Annotated in this window: 14 protein-coding genes; 6 read left to right on the top strand and 8 right to left on the bottom strand. The window is 64.6% G+C overall.

Annotated features, from left to right (window positions below; genetic code table 11):
- Window positions 1-646 precede the first annotated feature (646 nt).
- Window positions 647-850 (top strand): hypothetical protein, encoded by a 204-nt coding sequence (locus LH20_RS15305; protein ID WP_053554974.1) that lies wholly within the window; start codon window positions 647-649, stop codon window positions 848-850.
- 270 nt (window positions 851-1,120) lie between these two features.
- On the opposite strand, the gene LH20_RS24420 is transcribed toward LH20_RS15305, so the two are convergent.
- The 5 genes from LH20_RS24420 to LH20_RS23555 all read right to left on the bottom strand — a co-directional run bounded on the left by LH20_RS24420 (window position 1,121) and on the right by LH20_RS23555 (window position 3,998).
- Complete coding sequence (locus tag LH20_RS24420) at window positions 1,121-1,411, bottom strand: DUF6961 family protein (protein WP_442800465.1); 291 nt, start codon at window positions 1,409-1,411, stop codon at window positions 1,121-1,123.
- Window positions 1,412-1,566: 155 nt separating this feature from the next.
- Window positions 1,567-1,809: a hypothetical protein gene (locus tag LH20_RS15300; protein WP_053554973.1), complete on the bottom strand. Its 243-nt coding sequence runs from the start codon at window positions 1,807-1,809 to the stop codon at window positions 1,567-1,569.
- Window positions 1,806-1,961, bottom strand: coding sequence for a hypothetical protein (locus LH20_RS23560; RefSeq protein WP_158501151.1), 156 nt, complete (start codon window positions 1,959-1,961; stop codon window positions 1,806-1,808). Before LH20_RS23560 ends, LH20_RS15300 begins: the two co-directional genes overlap by 4 nt.
- A 226-nt stretch (window positions 1,962-2,187) precedes the next feature.
- A complete protein-coding gene (locus tag LH20_RS15295) occupies window positions 2,188-3,702 on the bottom strand; it encodes an MFS transporter (RefSeq protein WP_053554972.1) in 1,515 nt (504 codons plus the stop codon).
- Between the two features lie 119 nt (window positions 3,703-3,821).
- Window positions 3,822-3,998 carry a hypothetical protein gene (locus tag LH20_RS23555; RefSeq protein ID WP_158501150.1) on the bottom strand — a complete coding sequence of 59 codons (177 nt, stop codon included), beginning with the start codon at window positions 3,996-3,998 and terminating at the stop codon, window positions 3,822-3,824.
- A gap of 395 nt (window positions 3,999-4,393) precedes the next feature.
- On the opposite strand from LH20_RS23555, the gene LH20_RS15285 reads away from it, so the two are divergent.
- The 4 genes from LH20_RS15285 (at window position 4,394) to LH20_RS15270 (ending at window position 8,000) form a co-directional block, all read left to right on the top strand.
- A complete protein-coding gene (locus tag LH20_RS15285) occupies window positions 4,394-5,056 on the top strand; it encodes an SRPBCC family protein (RefSeq protein ID WP_083455443.1) in 663 nt (220 codons plus the stop codon).
- A gap of 10 nt (window positions 5,057-5,066) precedes the next feature.
- Window positions 5,067-6,284 (top strand): zinc-dependent alcohol dehydrogenase, encoded by a 1,218-nt coding sequence (locus tag LH20_RS15280; protein ID WP_053554970.1) that lies wholly within the window; start codon window positions 5,067-5,069, stop codon window positions 6,282-6,284.
- Window positions 6,285-6,364: 80 nt separating this feature from the next.
- Complete coding sequence (locus tag LH20_RS15275; protein ID WP_053554969.1) at window positions 6,365-7,126, top strand: histidine phosphatase family protein; 762 nt, start codon at window positions 6,365-6,367, stop codon at window positions 7,124-7,126.
- Window positions 7,119-8,000 (top strand): NAD(P)H-hydrate dehydratase, encoded by an 882-nt coding sequence (locus tag LH20_RS15270; protein WP_235526997.1) that lies wholly within the window; start codon window positions 7,119-7,121, stop codon window positions 7,998-8,000. The genes LH20_RS15275 and LH20_RS15270 overlap by 8 nt, the downstream gene beginning before the upstream one ends.
- Here the strand turns inward: LH20_RS15270 and LH20_RS15265 are convergent.
- Window positions 7,984-9,855, bottom strand: a complete 1,872-nt coding sequence (locus LH20_RS15265) for an alpha/beta fold hydrolase (RefSeq protein ID WP_053554967.1) — start codon at window positions 9,853-9,855, stop codon at window positions 7,984-7,986. The two genes, LH20_RS15270 and LH20_RS15265, sit on opposite strands and share 17 nt — an antisense overlap.
- Window positions 9,856-10,066: 211 nt before the next feature.
- On the opposite strand from LH20_RS15265, the gene LH20_RS15260 reads away from it, so the two are divergent.
- On the top strand, window positions 10,067-15,760 hold the full coding sequence (locus tag LH20_RS15260; protein ID WP_144423592.1) for an autotransporter domain-containing protein: 5,694 nt from the start codon (window positions 10,067-10,069) through the stop codon (window positions 15,758-15,760).
- A gap of 108 nt (window positions 15,761-15,868) precedes the next feature.
- On the opposite strand, the gene LH20_RS15255 is transcribed toward LH20_RS15260, so the two are convergent.
- Entirely contained in the window at window positions 15,869-17,104 is a 1,236-nt protein-coding gene (locus tag LH20_RS15255; protein ID WP_053556306.1) for a mechanosensitive ion channel domain-containing protein, read from the bottom strand.
- Between the two features lie 60 nt (window positions 17,105-17,164).
- Window positions 17,165-18,514 (bottom strand): MFS transporter, encoded by a 1,350-nt coding sequence (locus LH20_RS15250; RefSeq protein WP_053554965.1) that lies wholly within the window; start codon window positions 18,512-18,514, stop codon window positions 17,165-17,167.
- Window positions 18,515-18,518 lie beyond the last annotated feature (4 nt).

Genomic DNA, 18,518 nt, shown 5'->3' with positions numbered 1-18,518 from the left:
TGTCGTGCAGGTCCGGCGCGGACTTCCCACGGGGCGTGGATCGCGGCCAATCCGTCGGGGCACGCGTCCCCCCCTGGTGGTCGCGCCACAAGGGGGCATTTGGTCGCTCCCAACGAATCGGCTCGGTCCAGGAAAGATACGCCCTTCAGGCCGTCGCCCGCAGCTCGAACTCCGTTTCGCTACGCTCCACTTCGTGCGAGCTGCGGCGTACGTTCCAAGACCGTCCGCGAACGGTACAGGGGCGCGCTCGGCGCCCACCGCCTGAGGAACGTGCAGGCACCCCCTTGCCGATGACGTCATCATAGCATGACGGATCTCAATGCCCGCTGTCTCTCGCCCGTCGTCGCGCTCCTGGCGCACACCGTGCTCGCGCGCTCGACGACGAACCGCGAGCCCTGTGCGAGCTTGTGGCGGCAACCGGACTGCACGCCTCGACGCTAATCCGCCTTGTGGCGTTCCTCCAGGATCTTGGCGTCGTCTGCGCCGAATGGGATAAAGGGGGCAAGGCGCAATTCCGTGCGACTGGTTCCGTTTCTCGAAGAGACTGATAGTCCATCTAGGACTTCAACTAGCGCGAGGGCTCTGCTAGACTTGGATTCCGCTGGCTATCGATTTGCGGGCGATCCAATGAGCAAATGCGGCGGACATGACCCAGGACACCAATCATTCGGCGGCAATGCGCGGTGTGCGCGACGCCTTGGTCGAGCTGATCGGCGTGCTCGATCGTCTACGGGAGCATCAGATCGCCGCGCAGCTTGATGCCTGCATCCAAGCGCTCAACGATCGGTTGGGTGAGCCGACTTCGCCGGAAGAGATCGACAAGCTCGCGCGGAGATATTTCAACAATTAGTGACGGCGCGAAACGATCGGACCAGTCGAGGCCCGAGCGGGTACAGGCACGCGCCTCGCCGCCGCTTATGGCGACGAGAATTCGGTAGCCATCATTTATCTCGTGAACAGTCGTTACCTGCGGGGAACGTTGTGGACCAGCGTTGCGAGTTGAGGCGGCCGGAAGGGGGCGGGATTGCGCTCTTCTGGCGGCCAATTGGGCGCTGTCCCGAGGCCGCCATGTCGTGACGCTTGATGAGGAAGCGCCAATCGCTTCCCGGCGGCGCGTTGCTCAGCGTGGGCTGATACAGGTCTTATTGCGGGCAGTCTGACGTACAGGGTCGGGCCTTGCCGCTGATCGAGCACCGTCGGTGGGGGAACCACATGCTTTCCCCACGAAAGGGCCACGGATCGAGTGCAATTCCGTCAGGCACGCTGCGACGTCACGCCAGAACTCGGCCTCGGAAAACGCGCCCGCGCGGCGACATGCGTCGATCTTGCGTGCAAGGATGTCCGGCCCGCCATCCCCATATCGAGATTCGATGGCGAGCGCCTGGCCCCAAAGATCCCGATCGGCCCTCATGCCCATGGCTTGCGACTCCATTATATTTGCCCAAGTCTAACATGGCACGGGTCCCTGACCAACAGCCCTCCCTTCGGTAAAGCGTACAACGCCGCCGACAAGATTCTGGAATGCTAACTCGGGTTATAATCGAGCGAGAGATGCAACCGCGGGTGTTACCGCGGCTGCCCCTCACCCTTGCGTCCGGAGCGCGTATCGTCTTCTTCGCCAACGCGCGTTCCGCTCTCGGGGTTATAATCTGCCGGAATGCTCCCACCGCTTTCGGGATCGCGCGCAGGTTCGCGGTCGAGCGTATCGCTCGGTCGCCTTGCGGCCCCTTCGGGCTGGTTCTCCGTCGAGATGTTCGGGTGGTTGGTCTTTTCGGTCGGTACGTGACCGACCTTGCGAAATCTTGTCATTTCTTGTCTCCTTCCGGCGCAACCGGCTGGCCGGGACCCGCGCGATCCTCCTCGCCCGCCGGCCCGTCGCTGACCGGCTTCTTTTCTCTAGGGCGGATTTGTTCGCCAGGACCGCTTTGCGTGCCGTCGTCGCGGCTGTCAGGCCTGTTCATTGCCCATCTCCTTGCATGACGTCCAAGAGACGCATCCCGGGCCAACGAAGTTGCGCCGGTCGACATGGCAGCAGCTCGAATCCACTCGCAGGGCAGCGACACGTCGGATTGCCTTGGCCGGCAGCACTTTTGTGGCACATCGGCAGGCTCGTCTTGACGCCATGTGTCGGGAGCGCTCAGCGCCCGAGGGCGGGAACGTCTGGAGGGGAATGTCCGGACGGGGATATCAGTTCGGGGCCCTCGCGCTGCTTCGCGAAGCCTGCAGCCGACGGTAGCGGCGCCGGACACGCAGTTCGCGCACCAGGCTCGAAGGAACAGCGGTGAGCGCCTTGAGGCCGGTGACGGTGGAGAAATTGTGAATTGTCCCGCGCGTTTCGCGAAGCATATGACGCACGATCTCGTCGCGCCCGACCTCGCCTGCCTCGCGCACGAAACCGAGGCGATGCAGCGCGTAAAGGCCGAAAAGGGCGGACAGCAAGAAGTAGAAATCCCAGTTGCTCAGCGCGAGCGATAGATAAGTATAAACGCCTTCGGGGTTGGTCCAGCGCCCGACCAGTTCAAGCTCGCGCGCTGCAAAGAAATCGGCGAGCATGTCGCCGAGGATCGGGGCCGATCCCGCCGCGAGCGCCGTTACCACCGCGCTCGCGGCGAGATAGGAGGCGGCCTCACCCCGCGGCGACAGCTTGAGCGCGATGTTTGCGGTCGCGAGGGTCACGCCGGCGACCGCTGCGCCCATCAGGAGATGAAGGCCGGCAAGCCATGCGAGGCGTAACCGATCATCGGCAATTTGCGAGCCACCGATCATCGCGGCGATGCACATAATATAGAGCGGCGCCGCGACGAGGAGGACCGACTTGTTGGCAAAGCGGTCGGCAGCAGCGCCCCAGTTGCGAAGGGTGATGGCGTTCGCAACCTGGCTCGCGATCGACAGCGACATGACCACCGTCATGTCGTAGCCGAGCTGGCGGACGAGATAGACGGTGAAGAACGGCGTCGCGAAGTTGATCGCGAATTGCCATGTTCCGAGAAAGAGGATGAGCTGCCTGAAATTGCCATCGCCAAGCGGTCGGCGAAGTTGCTCGGCGAGCCCCCGCCCGGCGCTTGCGATATCGGGCATGCGCGGTTCGGGCATGCGCGCAACGATCCACGCGCTGAAAAGGCCCGCGGCGCAGCCCAGCGCGTAAAGCCCGGCAAAGGCCAAGTCGCGCATGGCACTTCTCTCTGGCGTCCACTCAAGCGCGATGGCAGCGCCCAGTCCGGCGAGGAGCGTGGTCATCGTTGCGTAGATGGTGCGCCGGGCGAATATCCGCCCGATGCGATCCTCGGGCGCCAGATCCCGCATCCAGCTGTTCCATGCGCAGCCCCCAATGGCGCCGAAGACGCACAGGATTAGCGTCGCTGCAACAAGACCCGGCAGCGCGAGGGCTCCTGCAAAAGGGGCAAATGCCATCACCGCGAGCATCGAACGCCCGGCAACGCTCGAGAGAACCGCAATGCGTTTGCGCTGCCGGATACGCTCGACAAGCGCGATAGCCGGCACCTGCGCGAGCTGGGCGAGGAACGGCAGGGCAGCGAGAAGTCCGATTGTCGCGTTATTTGCTCCGAGATGCAGCGCGAAGGCCGTCAAGACGACCCCGGTGGTGAGTGCAGCCGTCGTGTTCGAGAACAGCGCTTCGATAATGAGGCGGCGAAGGCCGCGTTCGAGCTCTTCATCCCCGATAGCGGATTGCGGTGCGAGCATCGAGCGTCTTCCTGATCCCCTCGGGCGTCACGCTAGGGAGGGCGGCCCCGAACGCCGGACGCGGCCCGCACAATATAACCTCTGCAACCCCGGATAGCGGGCCCTCTTGCGGACCGTCGCTACTCGGCGCCCGCTTCGCGAGCCTTTGCGGCGGCATGCTCTTCGGCGCGCCGCTGCCGTGTCGCTTCCTCGGTCAGCTGCTTTTCGGCGCGCGAACGCCGATTGTTCGCAATGGCCCAAAGCAGACCAAGGCCGAGGAGAATCGGTCCAGCGACCGCCATAATCATCCATTCCATCATCATCTCCATTCAAGAGGAGGCCGAGGGCGCGCTGCGGGCGTGCGCCCTTGGGCTGTTGCTGAAGCGCAGCGGCGGGCCTGCTGGTTCCAAGCTTCGCATCGGGACCGCGCGCAGGATCCGGGACTGGACGAAGATCAAGTGTTCGTCCGCCCGGGCAAAGGTCTCCTGGGAGGCCTGATCTTAAAGCAGATCAAGAATAGACCGCATTGCTTCGCCCCAAGGCGACCATTGGCGGAACAATAGGGGCGGACCTCTCGTTGGCTTGGCAAGGGCCCGATCAGTGCGGCGGAATATCTGCCGCCTGGTGCCCTGCTATCTCGCCGGCGCGCGCCGTTCCCGGACGCGCTGCCATTTCTTCGCCGATAAGACCAAAGGATGCAGGAGATTTCCCGATGACAGGAGAGGGCCGCAACGAGAAACGATCGCTATACCTTGCCGCAGCGGGCCTTGGTCTTGCTGCGGCGGGGATCGGCTTTAGAGCCTTGCAGCGCAGCCGCCGGAGGCAGAGGGCGTCGCCTGTATCCGATGCGCCCCACTGGACACTCGAGAAACCCGGCTCGCGCGCGCCGTTCGGCAAATCACTTTTGATCAACCGGCCGAAGGATGCATTGTTCGCCGCCTGGACTGTCGAGCGCTTCCCTGAATTCATGGAGAATGTCGTGGCCGTTGAAACGCTCGGCGATGGCGTATCGCGCTGGACGGTAAAGGCGCCCGCCGGGCGGAAGGTCACGCTCGTCAACCGCATCACCCGCGTCTCTCCAGGCGAGGCGATCAGCTGGCAGAGCGAACCCGAAAGCGATATCGCCAACAGCGGAAAGGTACGCTTTGAGGATGCCCCTGGCGGCCGGGGAACTTATGTCCATCTCATCCTCGCCTATGAGCCTCCGGGACGCGCCCTTGGACGACTGGGCGCGAAATTGCTCCAGCGCGAGCCTGAAGTGCAGGCGCGGCGCGATCTTCATCGCTTCAAGCAGCTGATGGAAACCGGCGAGGTGACTACGAACGCCGGCCCGTCGGCGCGCGCCTCCGAACTTCCCGCGCAGTCCCATATCTGAGGAGCTCATCATGCGAGCCGTCACCTGGCAGGGCCGCCACAAGGTCAGCGTCGAAACCGTTCCCGATCCCGAGATCGTCAACCCGCGCGATGCAATTCTGCGCGTCACCTCGACCGCCATCTGCGGCTCGGATCTTCATCTTTACGACCGCTATATCCCCGGAATGCGCGCCGGCGACGTCCTCGGGCATGAATTCATGGGCGAAGTCGTCGAGAGGGGCGCTTCATCGACTCTTGAAATAGGCCAGCGCGTGGTGGTCCCCTTCACGATCAGCTGCGGGCAATGCTTCTTTTGCGAACGCCAGCTTTACAGCGCATGCGACAATGCCAATCCTTCCGAAACGCGGGATGCCTCGGACCTCATGATGGGGCACGCAATGGGCGCAGCCTTTGGCTACGCCCATCTCACCGGCGGCTATGCGGGCGGTCAGGCGGAATATGTACGCGTTCCCTATTCGGACGTGGGGCCCGTCGTCATTCCCGAGGATCTCGCCGACGATGATGTCCTCTTCCTCTCCGACATTCTTCCCACCGGCTGGCAGGCAGCCCTCAACGCCGACATCGAGCCTGGCGACACCGTCGCGATCTGGGGCTGCGGCCCCGTCGGCCTCTTCACGATCCAGTCGGCGCTGCTTCTCGGGGCGGCGAGGGTGATTGCAATAGACCATTTCCCGACGCGCCTTGCGCTCGCGCGCAAATATGGAGCCGAGGTGCTCGACTATCGCGAGGTCGACGTGCGCGAGGCACTCGACGAGATGACCGGCGGCATCGGACCTGATGCCTGCATTGATTGCGTCGGCATGGAAAGTCACGGCTTCACGCTCGACAATGTCGTCGATCAGGTGAAAGCGAAATTCTACCTTGCGACCGAGCGCCCTCATGCGCTGCGCCAGGCGATTCTTGCGTGCCGCAAGGGCGGCCGCCTGTCGATCCCCGGCGTCTATGGCGGGTTCGCTGACAAGTTTCCGCTCGGCCAGCTGATGGAGAAGGGGCTGACGGTGAAAAGCGGGCAGACGCATGTCCAGCGCTACACCGGTGAGCTATTGCGCATGATCCGCGAGGGCAAGTTCGATACGGTTTCGCTCATCTCGCACCACGCATCGCTCGAGGATGCCGCCGACATGTACCGGCACTGGCACGACGAGCAAAATCTCTACACCAAGATCGTGCTGAAGCCCGGTATGGCTCGCGGAACCGTCCGCGCCGTGCAGGCCATGGAGCAGGCCTGAGCGCACCATCTTCCGACCCCCATGGCGCTGGCAACCGCTTCGGCCTCGCGGCGTTGGATGGTCATGAAAGAGAATTTTCGGTGACGCCGCGCTGGCCTTCCACGCTTTGGGTTGTGCGCCACGGGCAAAGCGCAGGCAATGTGGCGCGCGATGCCGCGCACGCGTCGGGTGCCGAGCGCATCAAGCTCGACCACCGCGACGTCGACGTGCCGCTCTCCGCCCTGGGGATCGAGCAGGCACGCGCGCTTGGCGAATGGTTCGCGGCCGGCGAGGCCGGCGCGCGGCCCGAAGTCATGCTTGCCTCACCTTATGTCCGAGCGGTCCAAACCGCCGAGATTTTTCGCGAGGCGGGCGGCTGCGAGGCGGAAGAGAATATCTGTATCGACGAGCGTCTGCGCGAAAAGGAGTTCGGCATCCTCGATGGTCTTACCAGCCTCGGAATTGCAGCAGCGCACCCCGAGCAGGCTGAATTTCGAAGCCTTCTCGGCAAATTCTATCACCGCCCCCCTGGAGGCGAGAGCTGGTGCGACGTCATATTGCGGCTTCGTTCGCTCCTCGACACCGTCTCGCTCCATTATGGGGGACGCCGCGTGATGATCGTGGCGCACCAGGTGGTGGTGCTTTGCCTGCGCACGATCATCGAAAATCTGTCGGAGGCGGAAATTCTCGCGATCGACCGCGAGGGGGACGTCGCCAATTGCGCGATAACCGAATATCGTCTCGACCCGGATGCGGGCCGTGACGGCGCCCTTGTGCTCGCGCGCTATAATGTGACGGCTCCGATCAAGCGCAAGGTGCCGGTAACCCGCGAGCCTGATGCGATGGTTGCCGCGCGTGGCTGATCCGGTCGCGCTCGACACGGGGTGGCTGAAAGCAAACCCGCTTCCCGATCATCGCGGCAATATCGACAAGAACAGCCGCGGGCGCGTGCTCCTGATCGGCGGCTGCCGCCAGGTGCCCGGGGGAATGCTCCTGACCGCCGAGGCGGCGTTTCGGGCAGGCGCCGGCAAAGTCACCATCGCAACCATCGCGTCGGCCGCGATTGCGGCGGGTATCGCGGCTCCCGCCTGCGCGGTCCTCGCGCTTCCCGAGACCGACAGCGGGGAAATTGCGCCCGAGAGCGCCGATCTTCTGGTGGGCGAGATCGGCCATTTTGACGCCATTGTCATCGGTCCGGCAATGGGCGAAGAAAAGACCGCCCGCGCGCTCTTGGCGGCGCTTTTGCCAAGGCTACCCAAGCATCTCTTTCTGCTCCTCGACGCTGCTGCGCTGCGTGTCGCTGCCGATCATGCCGCTGCGATCGCCGCGCGGGGCGACCAGATTGTCCTCACACCGCACGAAGGCGAGCTTGCAGCTCTGCTGCGTGCCGAGAGGGAGGAGGTATCGCGCGATCCGCTCGCCGCGCTTGCACGGGCGCAGGACCGTTTCGGCGCGGCGGTCATGGTCAAGGGTGCCACAAGCTATTTGATGGCGGACGATATCTGCCTTTCCTATGCCGGAGGCGGATCGGGCCTTGCTGTCAGCGGATCGGGTGACGTGCTGGCAGGCCTGATAGGAGGCCTCGGCGCCCAGGGATTGTCTCCGCTTCAAGCCTCCGCGTGGGGCATATGGCTCCATGGCGAGGCGGGACGACGCCTTGGGGAAACGATGGGGCCGATCGGCTATCTCGCCAGCGAACTCGCACCGCTCATACCCTCGCTCATGCGGGGCGTTTGATTGCGCCGGCCATGGCGAGGCGGTCCGATATCAGTTCAGGGGCCGCGTAGGCCATGAGGCGCCCGTGGTTTTCGAGAACCTCAAAGGAGGCGGCGGGAATGCGTTCGCGCCAATAGGCGAGGGCCGTTCCAGGCTCGGACAAGGTGTCATGCGCGCCGAGCAGCACCGACCATCCGCTGCCGTCGATCGCGTAATCGCCGCTGATCCCCTGGGCCAAGGCTGCCTGTTCGCGCACATATCCCGCCAGGCGGCCAGTGGTGAACATGCGTATCGCGCGGTAATAATCGTCGATGACGTGCTCGTCCGCGACCAGCGCCTCGTCGGGCGGACTTCCGCGCATGGATTTGCGGAGCGCCTTGGCAAGGAAGCTGCGCGTCATTGCCCTGGTAATGAGCCGGGCGGCGGGCAAGATGAGATCGGGGCGCTGATAATAGGCTTCCTTGAACGAACCGAGCACGCCCCAGCGACGTTTGTCACGCGTCGCGGGGGGATCGGGATTGACGAGGACCACAGCGCCGCAGCGATCCGGGTAGAGACCTGCGAAAGCGGCGACAACCTGCGCGCCGCCCCGCGCCACGATGTCGACACGTTCGATCCGGAGCTGGTCGAGTACGATCCGCATGTCGTGCGCAGCGGGCTCGAATGGATCCGACGGATCGCTCTCGGCGCGTCCTCGCGCCACGTCGGTCAATCCAAAGCCGGGCCGGTCGATGGCCAGCACCCGGTATCCCCTCCGCATGAGTTCGGCGACCAGCCGCCGGGGCGGATGGCGGGTCGTCATGCTGCTGTGCACAATGACCACGGGGCGACCGCCGGCAGGACCGTAATCGGAGATGGCGATCCGGCCGCCGCCCGGGCGATCGATAAAGCGCAGCGGCTCGGCCGCGCCGCTCATCCAGCCAACTTGGCCGTGGCTTGCATCGGCCAGCGCCTGCATGGCGGTGACGGCGCTCAGGGACCGGGCGAGGGCCGCGGCGCCCGAGACGCCGAAGGTCTGGAAGACGACATCGGCCTGCTTCTTGACCGTGGCCTCCGAAAGGCCGAGCGATTGTGCCGTATCCCCTCGCGTCAGGCCTTGCGCGAGCAGCATGGCGATCTGTGCCTGGCGCGGCTTGAGGCCCCAGCGGTCGGTGAGCAATTCAACGGCTTCTTCGCGGTTGGGAAAGATACCGAGCGACAGCAGCGACAGGCGATGCAGAAGTCCCGGCATACGTGCGACGCCGACCTTCGCTAGCGCCGACGACATGGCTTCGCGCGCGGTCGCATAGCTCAGCTTGGCGGCCGCGGCGCCAGCGCGGATGCTGCCCGTGTGGAGCGTCGCCTCGACGACACGGGTTTCAAGGCCGGTCATCCCGAAGGCGGCGCAGGCGCGCCGCAGGGGCTTTAGGGGCACGGCCGAGGTGGTGACGACGAGCACACGCCGTCGGGGCGCCTCGGCCAGAAGCCCCTTCACCTCGTCCGGAAGATCCCAGTTTGAAGCTTCGAGCGCCGGGACATAGGCCAAGAGTGGATGCGCGCCCTGTTCGTCCGGTTGCGCAAGCTGCATCGTTCGCCCGTGCAGCGTCGCTTCGGCCATGTCCCAGTCGATAAGGTCATGGGCATCGGCAGGCGAGGTGCCCGTGCTATAGGTGAGATGCCGTTCTGCCGGATCGACGACGAGCAGGGCGAGCGCATCGATGTTCACAACCGAACGGGCACGATATCCGTGAGCAGCGTCGAGTGCGTGAAAATGTTCCTCTACCGCATCGGGGTCCCGGCGCACCTGGTCGAGCAGCATTTCCGGGACCGCCAGCCATTGCTCCGCATAGTCCGCCGGCTGCCCCGCCGCAGCTTCCTCCGAATCGATTATCCCCATCGCACAATATGATAGCGGCCTACGCCCGGCGGGTCACCACCCCGATACCCTACAAGTGGGGATAGGCGGCCGCCCGCTTCAATGCTTTTCCTCGCCCCAAGGGGCAAGAGCGCTCGTTTCGGAAAATTCGGCCGTCGTGCCGGTGCCGGGCGAAGCGCTGACGGCGCTTTGGCCATTGCTCGTGGGCGTAACGTAAAAAGGGGATGAGATTGTGAAGAGGCGGACTTTGAATCGTGCGGCGCTGTGTGCAACGACCGCGCTGGTCACGGCAGGTTTCGTGCTGACGGTCCCCGCGGGCGCAGCGGAACTGGGCCGGTTCGTCCCCGCAGGCGCGCCAGCCTCGATCGACAATCCGGCCGACGAAACGATCGAAGGCGATCGCATCGGCGTTTATTCGCGCGCCAGTCAAACGACCATCACCAATGCGGGAACGATCCGGGGTAACGGCAGCGCCGATGGGCTCGATGTGTTGCCCGAGGGCGGCATCACGCTCGACGGTGGACCCGCCGCCATTGCCAACAGTGGCACGATCACGGGTGCGGGGCACGGGATCTCCACCGCCTATTTCTATGATTCGCAGACACAAATCCTCGAGGGGCGCGCGGTCGGGGTCGCCGTGACGAACAGCGGCACAATTGCGGGGGAGAGCAATGACGGGGTCCGCCTGATCGGCGGCGGCAGCGTAGCCAACAGCGGGACGATTACGGGCGCCGGACGCGCCGACGCCGACGGCGTGTCAGTCTATGCCTATGACGACCAGGACTTGTCGGATGTCACCGCGATCGGGACGATCACCAACGCTGAGGGAGGCACGATCAGCGGCGCGCGCTATGGCGCAATCCTGTTCGACGGCGGCCTTGTCGAGAATGAAGGGCTCCTCAGCGGCGGCGCCGGCGGTCTCTGGGTGCAGGGCAACGACCCGGCTGGCAACAAGACGGCGTCGGTGACCAATGCCGGCACGATTTCGGGGGGAAGCGGCCTGACCTTTGCCAATGTGCTTGCCGCGTCCGACCTTGTGAACAGCGGGACCATCGTCGGTAATGCAGCTCATGGCGTTGCAAATGGCTCATTCGGCCGCGTGTCGATCATCAACGAGGCTGGCGCGACGATCGCCGGGGCGACCAGCGGCGTCTATGACGATGAAGGCGGGATCGATCTCGTCAACGCGGGCACGATCCGCGGCGAGGGTAGCTATGACGGCTTCGATGCGCCCCCGGACGCCGGGGTCACGATCCTCGGCGCGCCCTCGACGATCGTCAACAGCGGCCTTATCTCGGGCGCCGGCGCGGGCGTGACGACCGCTTATTATTTCAACCCTGCAACCGGCCTCGTTGAAGGCCGAGCAGCGGGCACGGCGGTGGACAACAGCGGGACAATCGTGGGCGAAAGCAACGACGGCGTTCGCCTGATCGGCGGCGGCAGCGTGACCAACAGCGGCACGATCACCGGGACGGGCCGCGCCGATGCCGACGGCATTTCGATGTATGCCTATGACGATCAGGCGAGCGAGGATTACAGCGCGCTTGTCACCAACGCGGCGGATGGGACGATCGAAGGCGATCGCTATGGCATCATCCTGTCGGGGGGCGGGGACGTCGACAATGCCGGCGCCATCACGGGCGTCACCGGCGGCGTCTATGTTCAGGGTACCGCGCTCAACAGCGGCGATCGCGGCGGAGTGACCGCCAGTCTCGTCAATTCGGGCAGCATTCGCGGCACGGGCGATCTCGGCGGGACCGATGGTGACGGTTATGGGGTTGGCTTCGGCAGCGACATGTCGAGTGCGACCCTCGATAACAGCGGCTCGATCAGCAGCGACTTCGGCGCCGGCGTGGCGCACGGATCGCGCGCCGAGGTGACGGTAACGAACGCCGCGGGCGGCACGATTACTGGCGCGACATCGGGCATCTATTCGAATGCGACCGGCACACTCGATGTCATCAATGCCGGCACGATCCGGGGCGAAGGCGCCTACGACGGCTTCGATGCCCCGCCCGATGCGGGCATTACCATCGGTACGGCATCGTCGAGCGTGACGAACAGCGGCACCATCTCGGGCGGCGGCGCTGGGATCACGACCGCCTATGTGTTCGACCCGGAGATTGGCGCACTGCTCGGACAAGCGGTCGGCACTCTCGTGACCAACAGCGGGACGATCAGCGGCGAGAGCAATGACGGCGTTCGCCTGATCGGCGGCGGCACCGTGACGAACAGCGGGGCCATCAGCGGCACCGGGCGCGCCGACGCCGACGGCATCTCCATGTACGCCTTTGAGGGCCAGGCGAGCGATGATTACAGTGCGCTTGTCACCAACGCGGCGGACGGCACGATTGCAGGGGATCGCTTCGGCATCATTCTGTCGGGCGGCGGCAACGTCGAGAACGCAGGAATCATCGAAGGCAGCGACGGCGGTATCTTCATCCAGGGCACCGCGCTCGATAGCGGCGAGCGGAGCGGGCAGACCGCGAACATCGTCAATTCGGGCAGCATCACGGCGAGCCGCGATGACGGGATCAACGGATACGGCGTCGGTCTCGGCAGTGATCTTGCCAGCGCAACGCTGACCAACAGCGGGACGATCAGCTCGGCTGAGAGCGCCGGCGTGTTTCACGGGACGCTCGGCGACGTGACGATCACCAATGCAGCGGGCGGCACAATCGAGGGGGGAACTCACGGCGTCTTTGCGGGCGGCGATGGGAGCCTTGCCTTGTCCAACGCGGGCACGATCCGCGGCAACGGCATCTATGAAGGCAGCGAAGCGCCGGCCGATGCCGGCGTGATGATCCAGTCGGCGGGCGCGGTGGTTGACAATAGCGGCACCATTTCGGGCGCTGGCTACGGCATCGTGACTCAGCTTTACTTCAACGACGAAACGGGCCAGATCGAAGCGCGCGCGACGGGCACGGAAATCTCCAACAGCGGGATCATCCGCGGCGACACCAACGACGGCATCCGCCTGTTCGGCGGGGGCTCGATCGTCAACAGCGGGACCATCGAGGGCGTCGCAGGCGCTCTCACCGACGGCGTGACGATCCAGGCTTTCGCGGGCCAGGATACCAGCGGCCAATCGATGCTCGGCAGCGTCGTCAACGAGGCCGGCGGAACGATAGCCGGTGCGCGTTACGGCGTGCTCGCGGTCAGCGGCGGCTCGGTCACCAACGCCGGAACGATCTCGGGCAGCGAGACCGGCGTCGTCATTGGCCGCCAGAACAGCGGCGGCAAGGCGGGCGAACTGGTGAACAGCGGCACGATCAGCGGCGGTGTGCTGATCGACGTCGACAGCGCGGCGGCGAGCAACAGCGGTACAATCCTCAGCGAGACCGGCGTCGCTTTCACCTCGCTCGGTGCGATAACGCTGACGAACAGCGGCACGATCAGAGGCGGGAACGGCGTTGCCGTTCAGCTCAGCGCCTTCGACGATGCCGTCACGCTTCGGAGCGGCAGTGCGATCACCGGCGCGATCGATGCGGGCGCAGGTGCCGACAGCCTCACGCTCGATGGCGATATTCTCGAACTCACTGAGGCGCAGCAGCTCGGCGCCGCGACGGGCTTTGAAACGCTCGATGTTGCGGCCGGCTATTGGACGACCGCGGGGGTGGTCGGCGAATTCGACCAGGTCACGATCGGCGAGGGCGCCGCGCTCCAGGTCAACGAGGCCGATCTCGGTGACGGCGAGGGGCTGTCCTCGCCGATCCTCACTTCGGCGGTGACGACCAACGGCCGGCTGCTGCTCAACTTCAGCGAGAATGATGTGGTTTCACAGCTCGACGAGCTGTCGATCACCGGCACGGGGACGATCGAACTGATCGGCGAGGCGGTCTTCACCATCGACACCGACACGGTCGCGCACACCGGCGGCACGCTGATTGCAAACGGCGGTCTTGTGCTCACCGGAACTCTCCTCGGCGACGTGACCACGTCGGGGGACGGCAGCTTCCAGCTCGGCGCGGGGGGAACCGAAGGCCAGTTTGCGGGCGATATCGTCAACGACGGACGCTTCATCTTCAACCGCTCGGATGATTATGATTTCCTCGGCGCCTTTTCGGGCAGCGGTGTCCTCGACAAGATGGGGGCGGGCGTCCTGATCTTCAGCGGCGACTATAATTTCGATGGCATCACCAACATCCTCGCGGGCTCGGTCCGCATCGGCGGCCTGATCGATCCGGAAACGGTCTTCGATCTCGGTGGGGGTACGCTCGACATTTCGGGCAACGATCAGACGATCGGCGGCCTTTCGGGCGGAGAGGGCGCAACGGTTCAGATGGGCGAGAATGATCTCACCGTCGACCAGGACGAAGATAGCGCCTTTGCCGGGACGATCTCGGGCACCGGCGGCTTCACCAAGGAGGGCGCCGGCAACCTCAACCTCACTGGCAACAGCGATTATACGGGCCCGACTTCGATCAACGGGGGCACCCTCTCGGTCAACGGCTCGATCGCTTCCTCGCCGGTGACCGTGGGCGACGGCGGCACGCTCGGCGGCAATGGCATCGTCGGTTCGACGACGGTCGCGGGAGGGGGTACCATTGCGCCCGGCAATTCGATCGGTCGCCTCACAGTCGCAGGCGATCTCGCCTTCGCTCCCGGCTCGGTCTTCGAAGTCGAGGTCAATGCCGCGGGCGAGGCGGACCGGATCGACGCGACGGGCGCGGTCACCATCGCGAGCACGGCGAGCGTGTCGGTGCTCGCAGAGGATGGCGCCTATAATCCGCGAACCGATTACATCATCCTGACCGGAGCGGATGGCATCACCGGAACCTTCGGGTCGGTGACGAGCGACCTTGCGTTCCTTGATCCGCTGCTGCGCTATGGTCAGAACAGCGTGACGCTTTCGCTTTATCGCAACGACTTGGATTTTGCCGATGTCGCGGTCGGCGCCAACCAGGCGGGGGTCGCGGCCGCAATCCAGGCGCGCGGCATCGACGATCCGCTGTTCGAGGCGCTGCTGGTCCAGAATGCGTCAGTTGCTCAAGCGGCCTATGGCGACCTGTCGGGCGAGATTCTCGCGCACACGCTGAGCGGCCTCACTGACGACAGCCGCCACCTGCGCAGCGCGCTGCTCGGCATGGAAGCGCCACAGGAAAGCGGCGCCTTCATATGGGGCTCAGCGTTCGGTGGCTGGGGCGACTTCGACGCGCAGGCCGGCGGCCGCGGCATCAAGACCGACCATAAGGGGCTCGTTGCAGGCTTCGGCTACGGCGGCAACGGATTTGCCGCCGCGCTCTCGGCCGGGATCGGCAATTCGGACTTCCGCGCCGACGGGCGGAATGACCGGGCCAAGGCCGACAGCAAGTATCTGGCAGCGCACCTTGCCTATGGAACAGGAGAGGGCTTCCGCGGTGCTTTCGGCCTTGCCTATGGCTGGCACGACGTCGACACCACGCGTTCGGTGGTCTTTGCGCCGCTTGCACAGACGCTGAAGTCGGCGCGCGACGCGAACACGTTCCAGATCTTCGGCGAGGCGGGCTATGACTTCGTCATGGGCAAGGCGGCGTTGACGCCCTTTGCCCGGCTCGCCCATGTTCGCACCAAGAGCGATGCCTTCGCCGAAACCGGCGGCAACGCGGCGCTCGCGGTCGCTGGAGCCAAGCAGGAAACCACTTTCCTCAGCCTCGGCGCGCGCGCCCGCTTCAATATCGGACAGCCAGGCTTCCAGCCCTATGCTTCGGCTGCCTGGAATCGCGCCTCGGGTGATCGTGGAGCGCCCGTGGGGGCGGCGTTTGCGAGTGGCGGCGGTTCGCCCTTCGTGCTGACCGGCACGCTGATTCCGAAGAACTCGGCCGAGATCGAAGCTGGCTTCGATTACACGAGCGGCCCTTTCCGGATCGGCGCCGCCTACAGCGGCACGCTGGCGTCGGACCGCCGCACGCACGGGGCGCGTGTGACCGCGAGCTTTGCCTTCTGACCTGACCAGTCGAGGCGAGGCCTGCGTTCGGGGGCCGGAGCGAACTTCGCGTCGCTCCGGCCTTTCCTTTGGCAAGGAACGAGGCTGCCAATAAAAGAGGTCGCCGGGTCAGCCCGCCAGCCGCTGCAAGTCTATGCCGCTCGGTTCCTGAAAGACGCGAAGGTGAAACTCCGGCAGGATCGCGAGGAGATGGTCGAAAATGTCGGCCTGAATATTCTCATAATCGTTCCACGCTGTCGTGGCGGTAAAGCAGTATATCTCGAGCGGCAGACCCTGCGGCGTCGGTGCGAGCTGGCGCACGATCAGTGTCATGTCCTTCGCGATGCGGGCGTCGGCACGCAGATAGTTGAGGACATAGGCCCGAAAGAGGCCGATGTTCGTAAGTCGGCGCGCATTGACCGGCTCGCGGCCCGCCTCGCCCAGGCGCGTGTTCCACTCGCCGAGTTCATTGCGTTTGCGTTCAAGATGCTCGCGGATCAGAGCGATCCGACCCAGCTCGCGGCGTTCGTCGTCAGACAGGAAACGAATGCAGCTTTGATCGAGCAACACCGCGCGCTTGATCCGGCGACCGCCTGATTCCGACATGCCGCGCCAGTTCCGGAAGCTTTCGGCGATCAGGCGGTGAGTTGGAATAGTCGTGATGGTCTTGTCCCAGTTCTGCACCTTGACCGTGTGCAGCGCGATGTCGATGACGTCGCCGTCCGCCCCCATCTGCGGCATTTCGATCCAGTCGCCGACGCGCAGCATGTCGTTCGAGGTCAGCTGGACCGAGGCGACAAGCGAAAGTATCGTGTCCTTGAACACGAGCATCAGCACGGCTGCCATTGCCCCAAGGCCCGATAGCAGCAGCAAGGGCGACTCTTCCATCAGCGCTGCGATGATGAGGATCGCCGCGCCGGCATAGAGCAGGATCTGCAGAACCTGGATATAGCCCTTGATTGGGCGGCTCGCCGCATCCGCACGACGCTCATAGATGCGGTTTGCGAAGCGAAGCGCTTCGCTGATCGCCATCGCGACAAAAAGAATGATCGACGCGGAAACGACATTGCTGACGACCGTCGTCGCCGCGACAGGCAGGTGCGGGACGGCGCGGATCCCCGAGGCGATGATCAGCGCCGGAACGATGTTGGCAAGGCGCGCTGCAATCGGCGCTGGCGTCGGGCCGTTATCGGGCAGCATGCGCACGGCAAACCGGAGGAGCCCGTGCTTGACCGCGAAGTTGGCAAGCCACGCGATGCCGGCGAGAAGTCCCACTGCGGCGAGGGTTTCCGCCCACGGCGGCAGACCGTCAGGAAGGGGAATGTTGCGGAAGGCGGAAAGGCTTTCGTTCGTCAATTGCTGCATGGCGTCAAACCCGCGCGTGCGGACCTCTTCTCCAATTGTCGACATCAGGGGTGGTCTGGGTCAGCGACCGGGTTTCGCGGCAAAGGGGTCTTCGCGTAGCGACTTCCCGGCGGTCTCGGGCATATAATGCAGCGCGAGGAGGCCGATAAGGCAGGCGATCATCATATAATAGGCCGGCATGAGCTGATCGCCGGTCCAGTTGATCAGCGCGCTGCCAATGGCCGGCGCGGTCCCGCCGAAAATCGACGTCGAGACATTATAGGAAATTGCAAAGCCCGCAAAGCGTACCGGAGTCCGGAACAGCGCCGGGAAAGTTGCCGAGATGGTCGCAAGTTGCGGCACGTAGAGAAGGCCGAGCACGACGAAAGCAACGGTGGCGCCTGCGAGCCCGGTGCCCATCAGCATGTAGAGGGGCACGACCCCCGCCAGAAGTCCGAGAAGTGAAATGCGCCACATGGGACGCCGTCCGATACGATCGGAAAGCGCGCCGGCAAGAGGCAGGAAACACATCATGAAGACCATGCCGATAATGGGCACAATCAGCGCCTGATCGGCTGACAGGCCGATACGGCGCTGCAGATAGGTCGGCATATAGCTGAGCAGCGTATAATTGACGACGTTGAGCGCGACGACCAGCCCGCCGACAACGAGGAGGGGACGCCAATGATCGCGGATCAGCGCGCCGATGCCGGGCGAACGCTGGGCCTCGGCAACGACGCACTCTTCGAGGAAGATCGGTGTGTCTTCCATGCGCGAGCGCAAATAGGTGCCGATGAGCCCCATCGGCGCGGCGATCAGAAAGGGGATTCGCCAGCCCCAGTCGTGCATTGCCGTCTCGCCGAGGGTCAGCGAAAAGAGCAGCATGAGCGCGGCGCCGAGGGAAAAGCCGGCAAGCGTTCCGAATTCGAGGAAGCTTCCAAAGAAGCCGCGGCGCTCGTCCGGCGCATATTCGGCCATGAAAGTTGCCGCACCGCCATATTCGCCGCCCGTGGAGAAGCCCTGCACCATGCGCAGCAGGATCAGCAAGGTCGGCGCCCAGAAGCCGATGCGGTCATAGGAGGGGATCAAGCCTACCCCGAAAGTCGCGCCCGCCATCAGCAAGATGGTCAGTGCGAGCACCGACTTGCGCCCAATGCGATCGCCGAGCGGGCCCCAGAAGAGGCCCCCCAAGGGCCGCACCAGAAAGGAAATGGCAAATGTTGCGAGGGCGAAGAGCACCGCTTCGTCGGACTCGCCCGGAAAGAGCGCGGCCGAGATATAAGTGACCCCATAGGCGTAGATGCCGTAGTCGAACCATTCGGTCGCGTTGCCCAGCGCCGATGCTGTGATCGCGCGTCGCAATGTCGAAGGATCGCTCCCGGGTGCGCAGGCGGTTGCAGTATCGGAAGGCAAGGCCGTTTGCGTGGTCATGTCG

It is taken from the genome of Sphingopyxis sp. 113P3 (assembly GCF_001278035.1).
Classification (GTDB): Bacteria; Pseudomonadota; Alphaproteobacteria; order Sphingomonadales; family Sphingomonadaceae; genus Sphingopyxis.
This window is presented reverse-complemented; position numbering and strand designations above follow the sequence as displayed.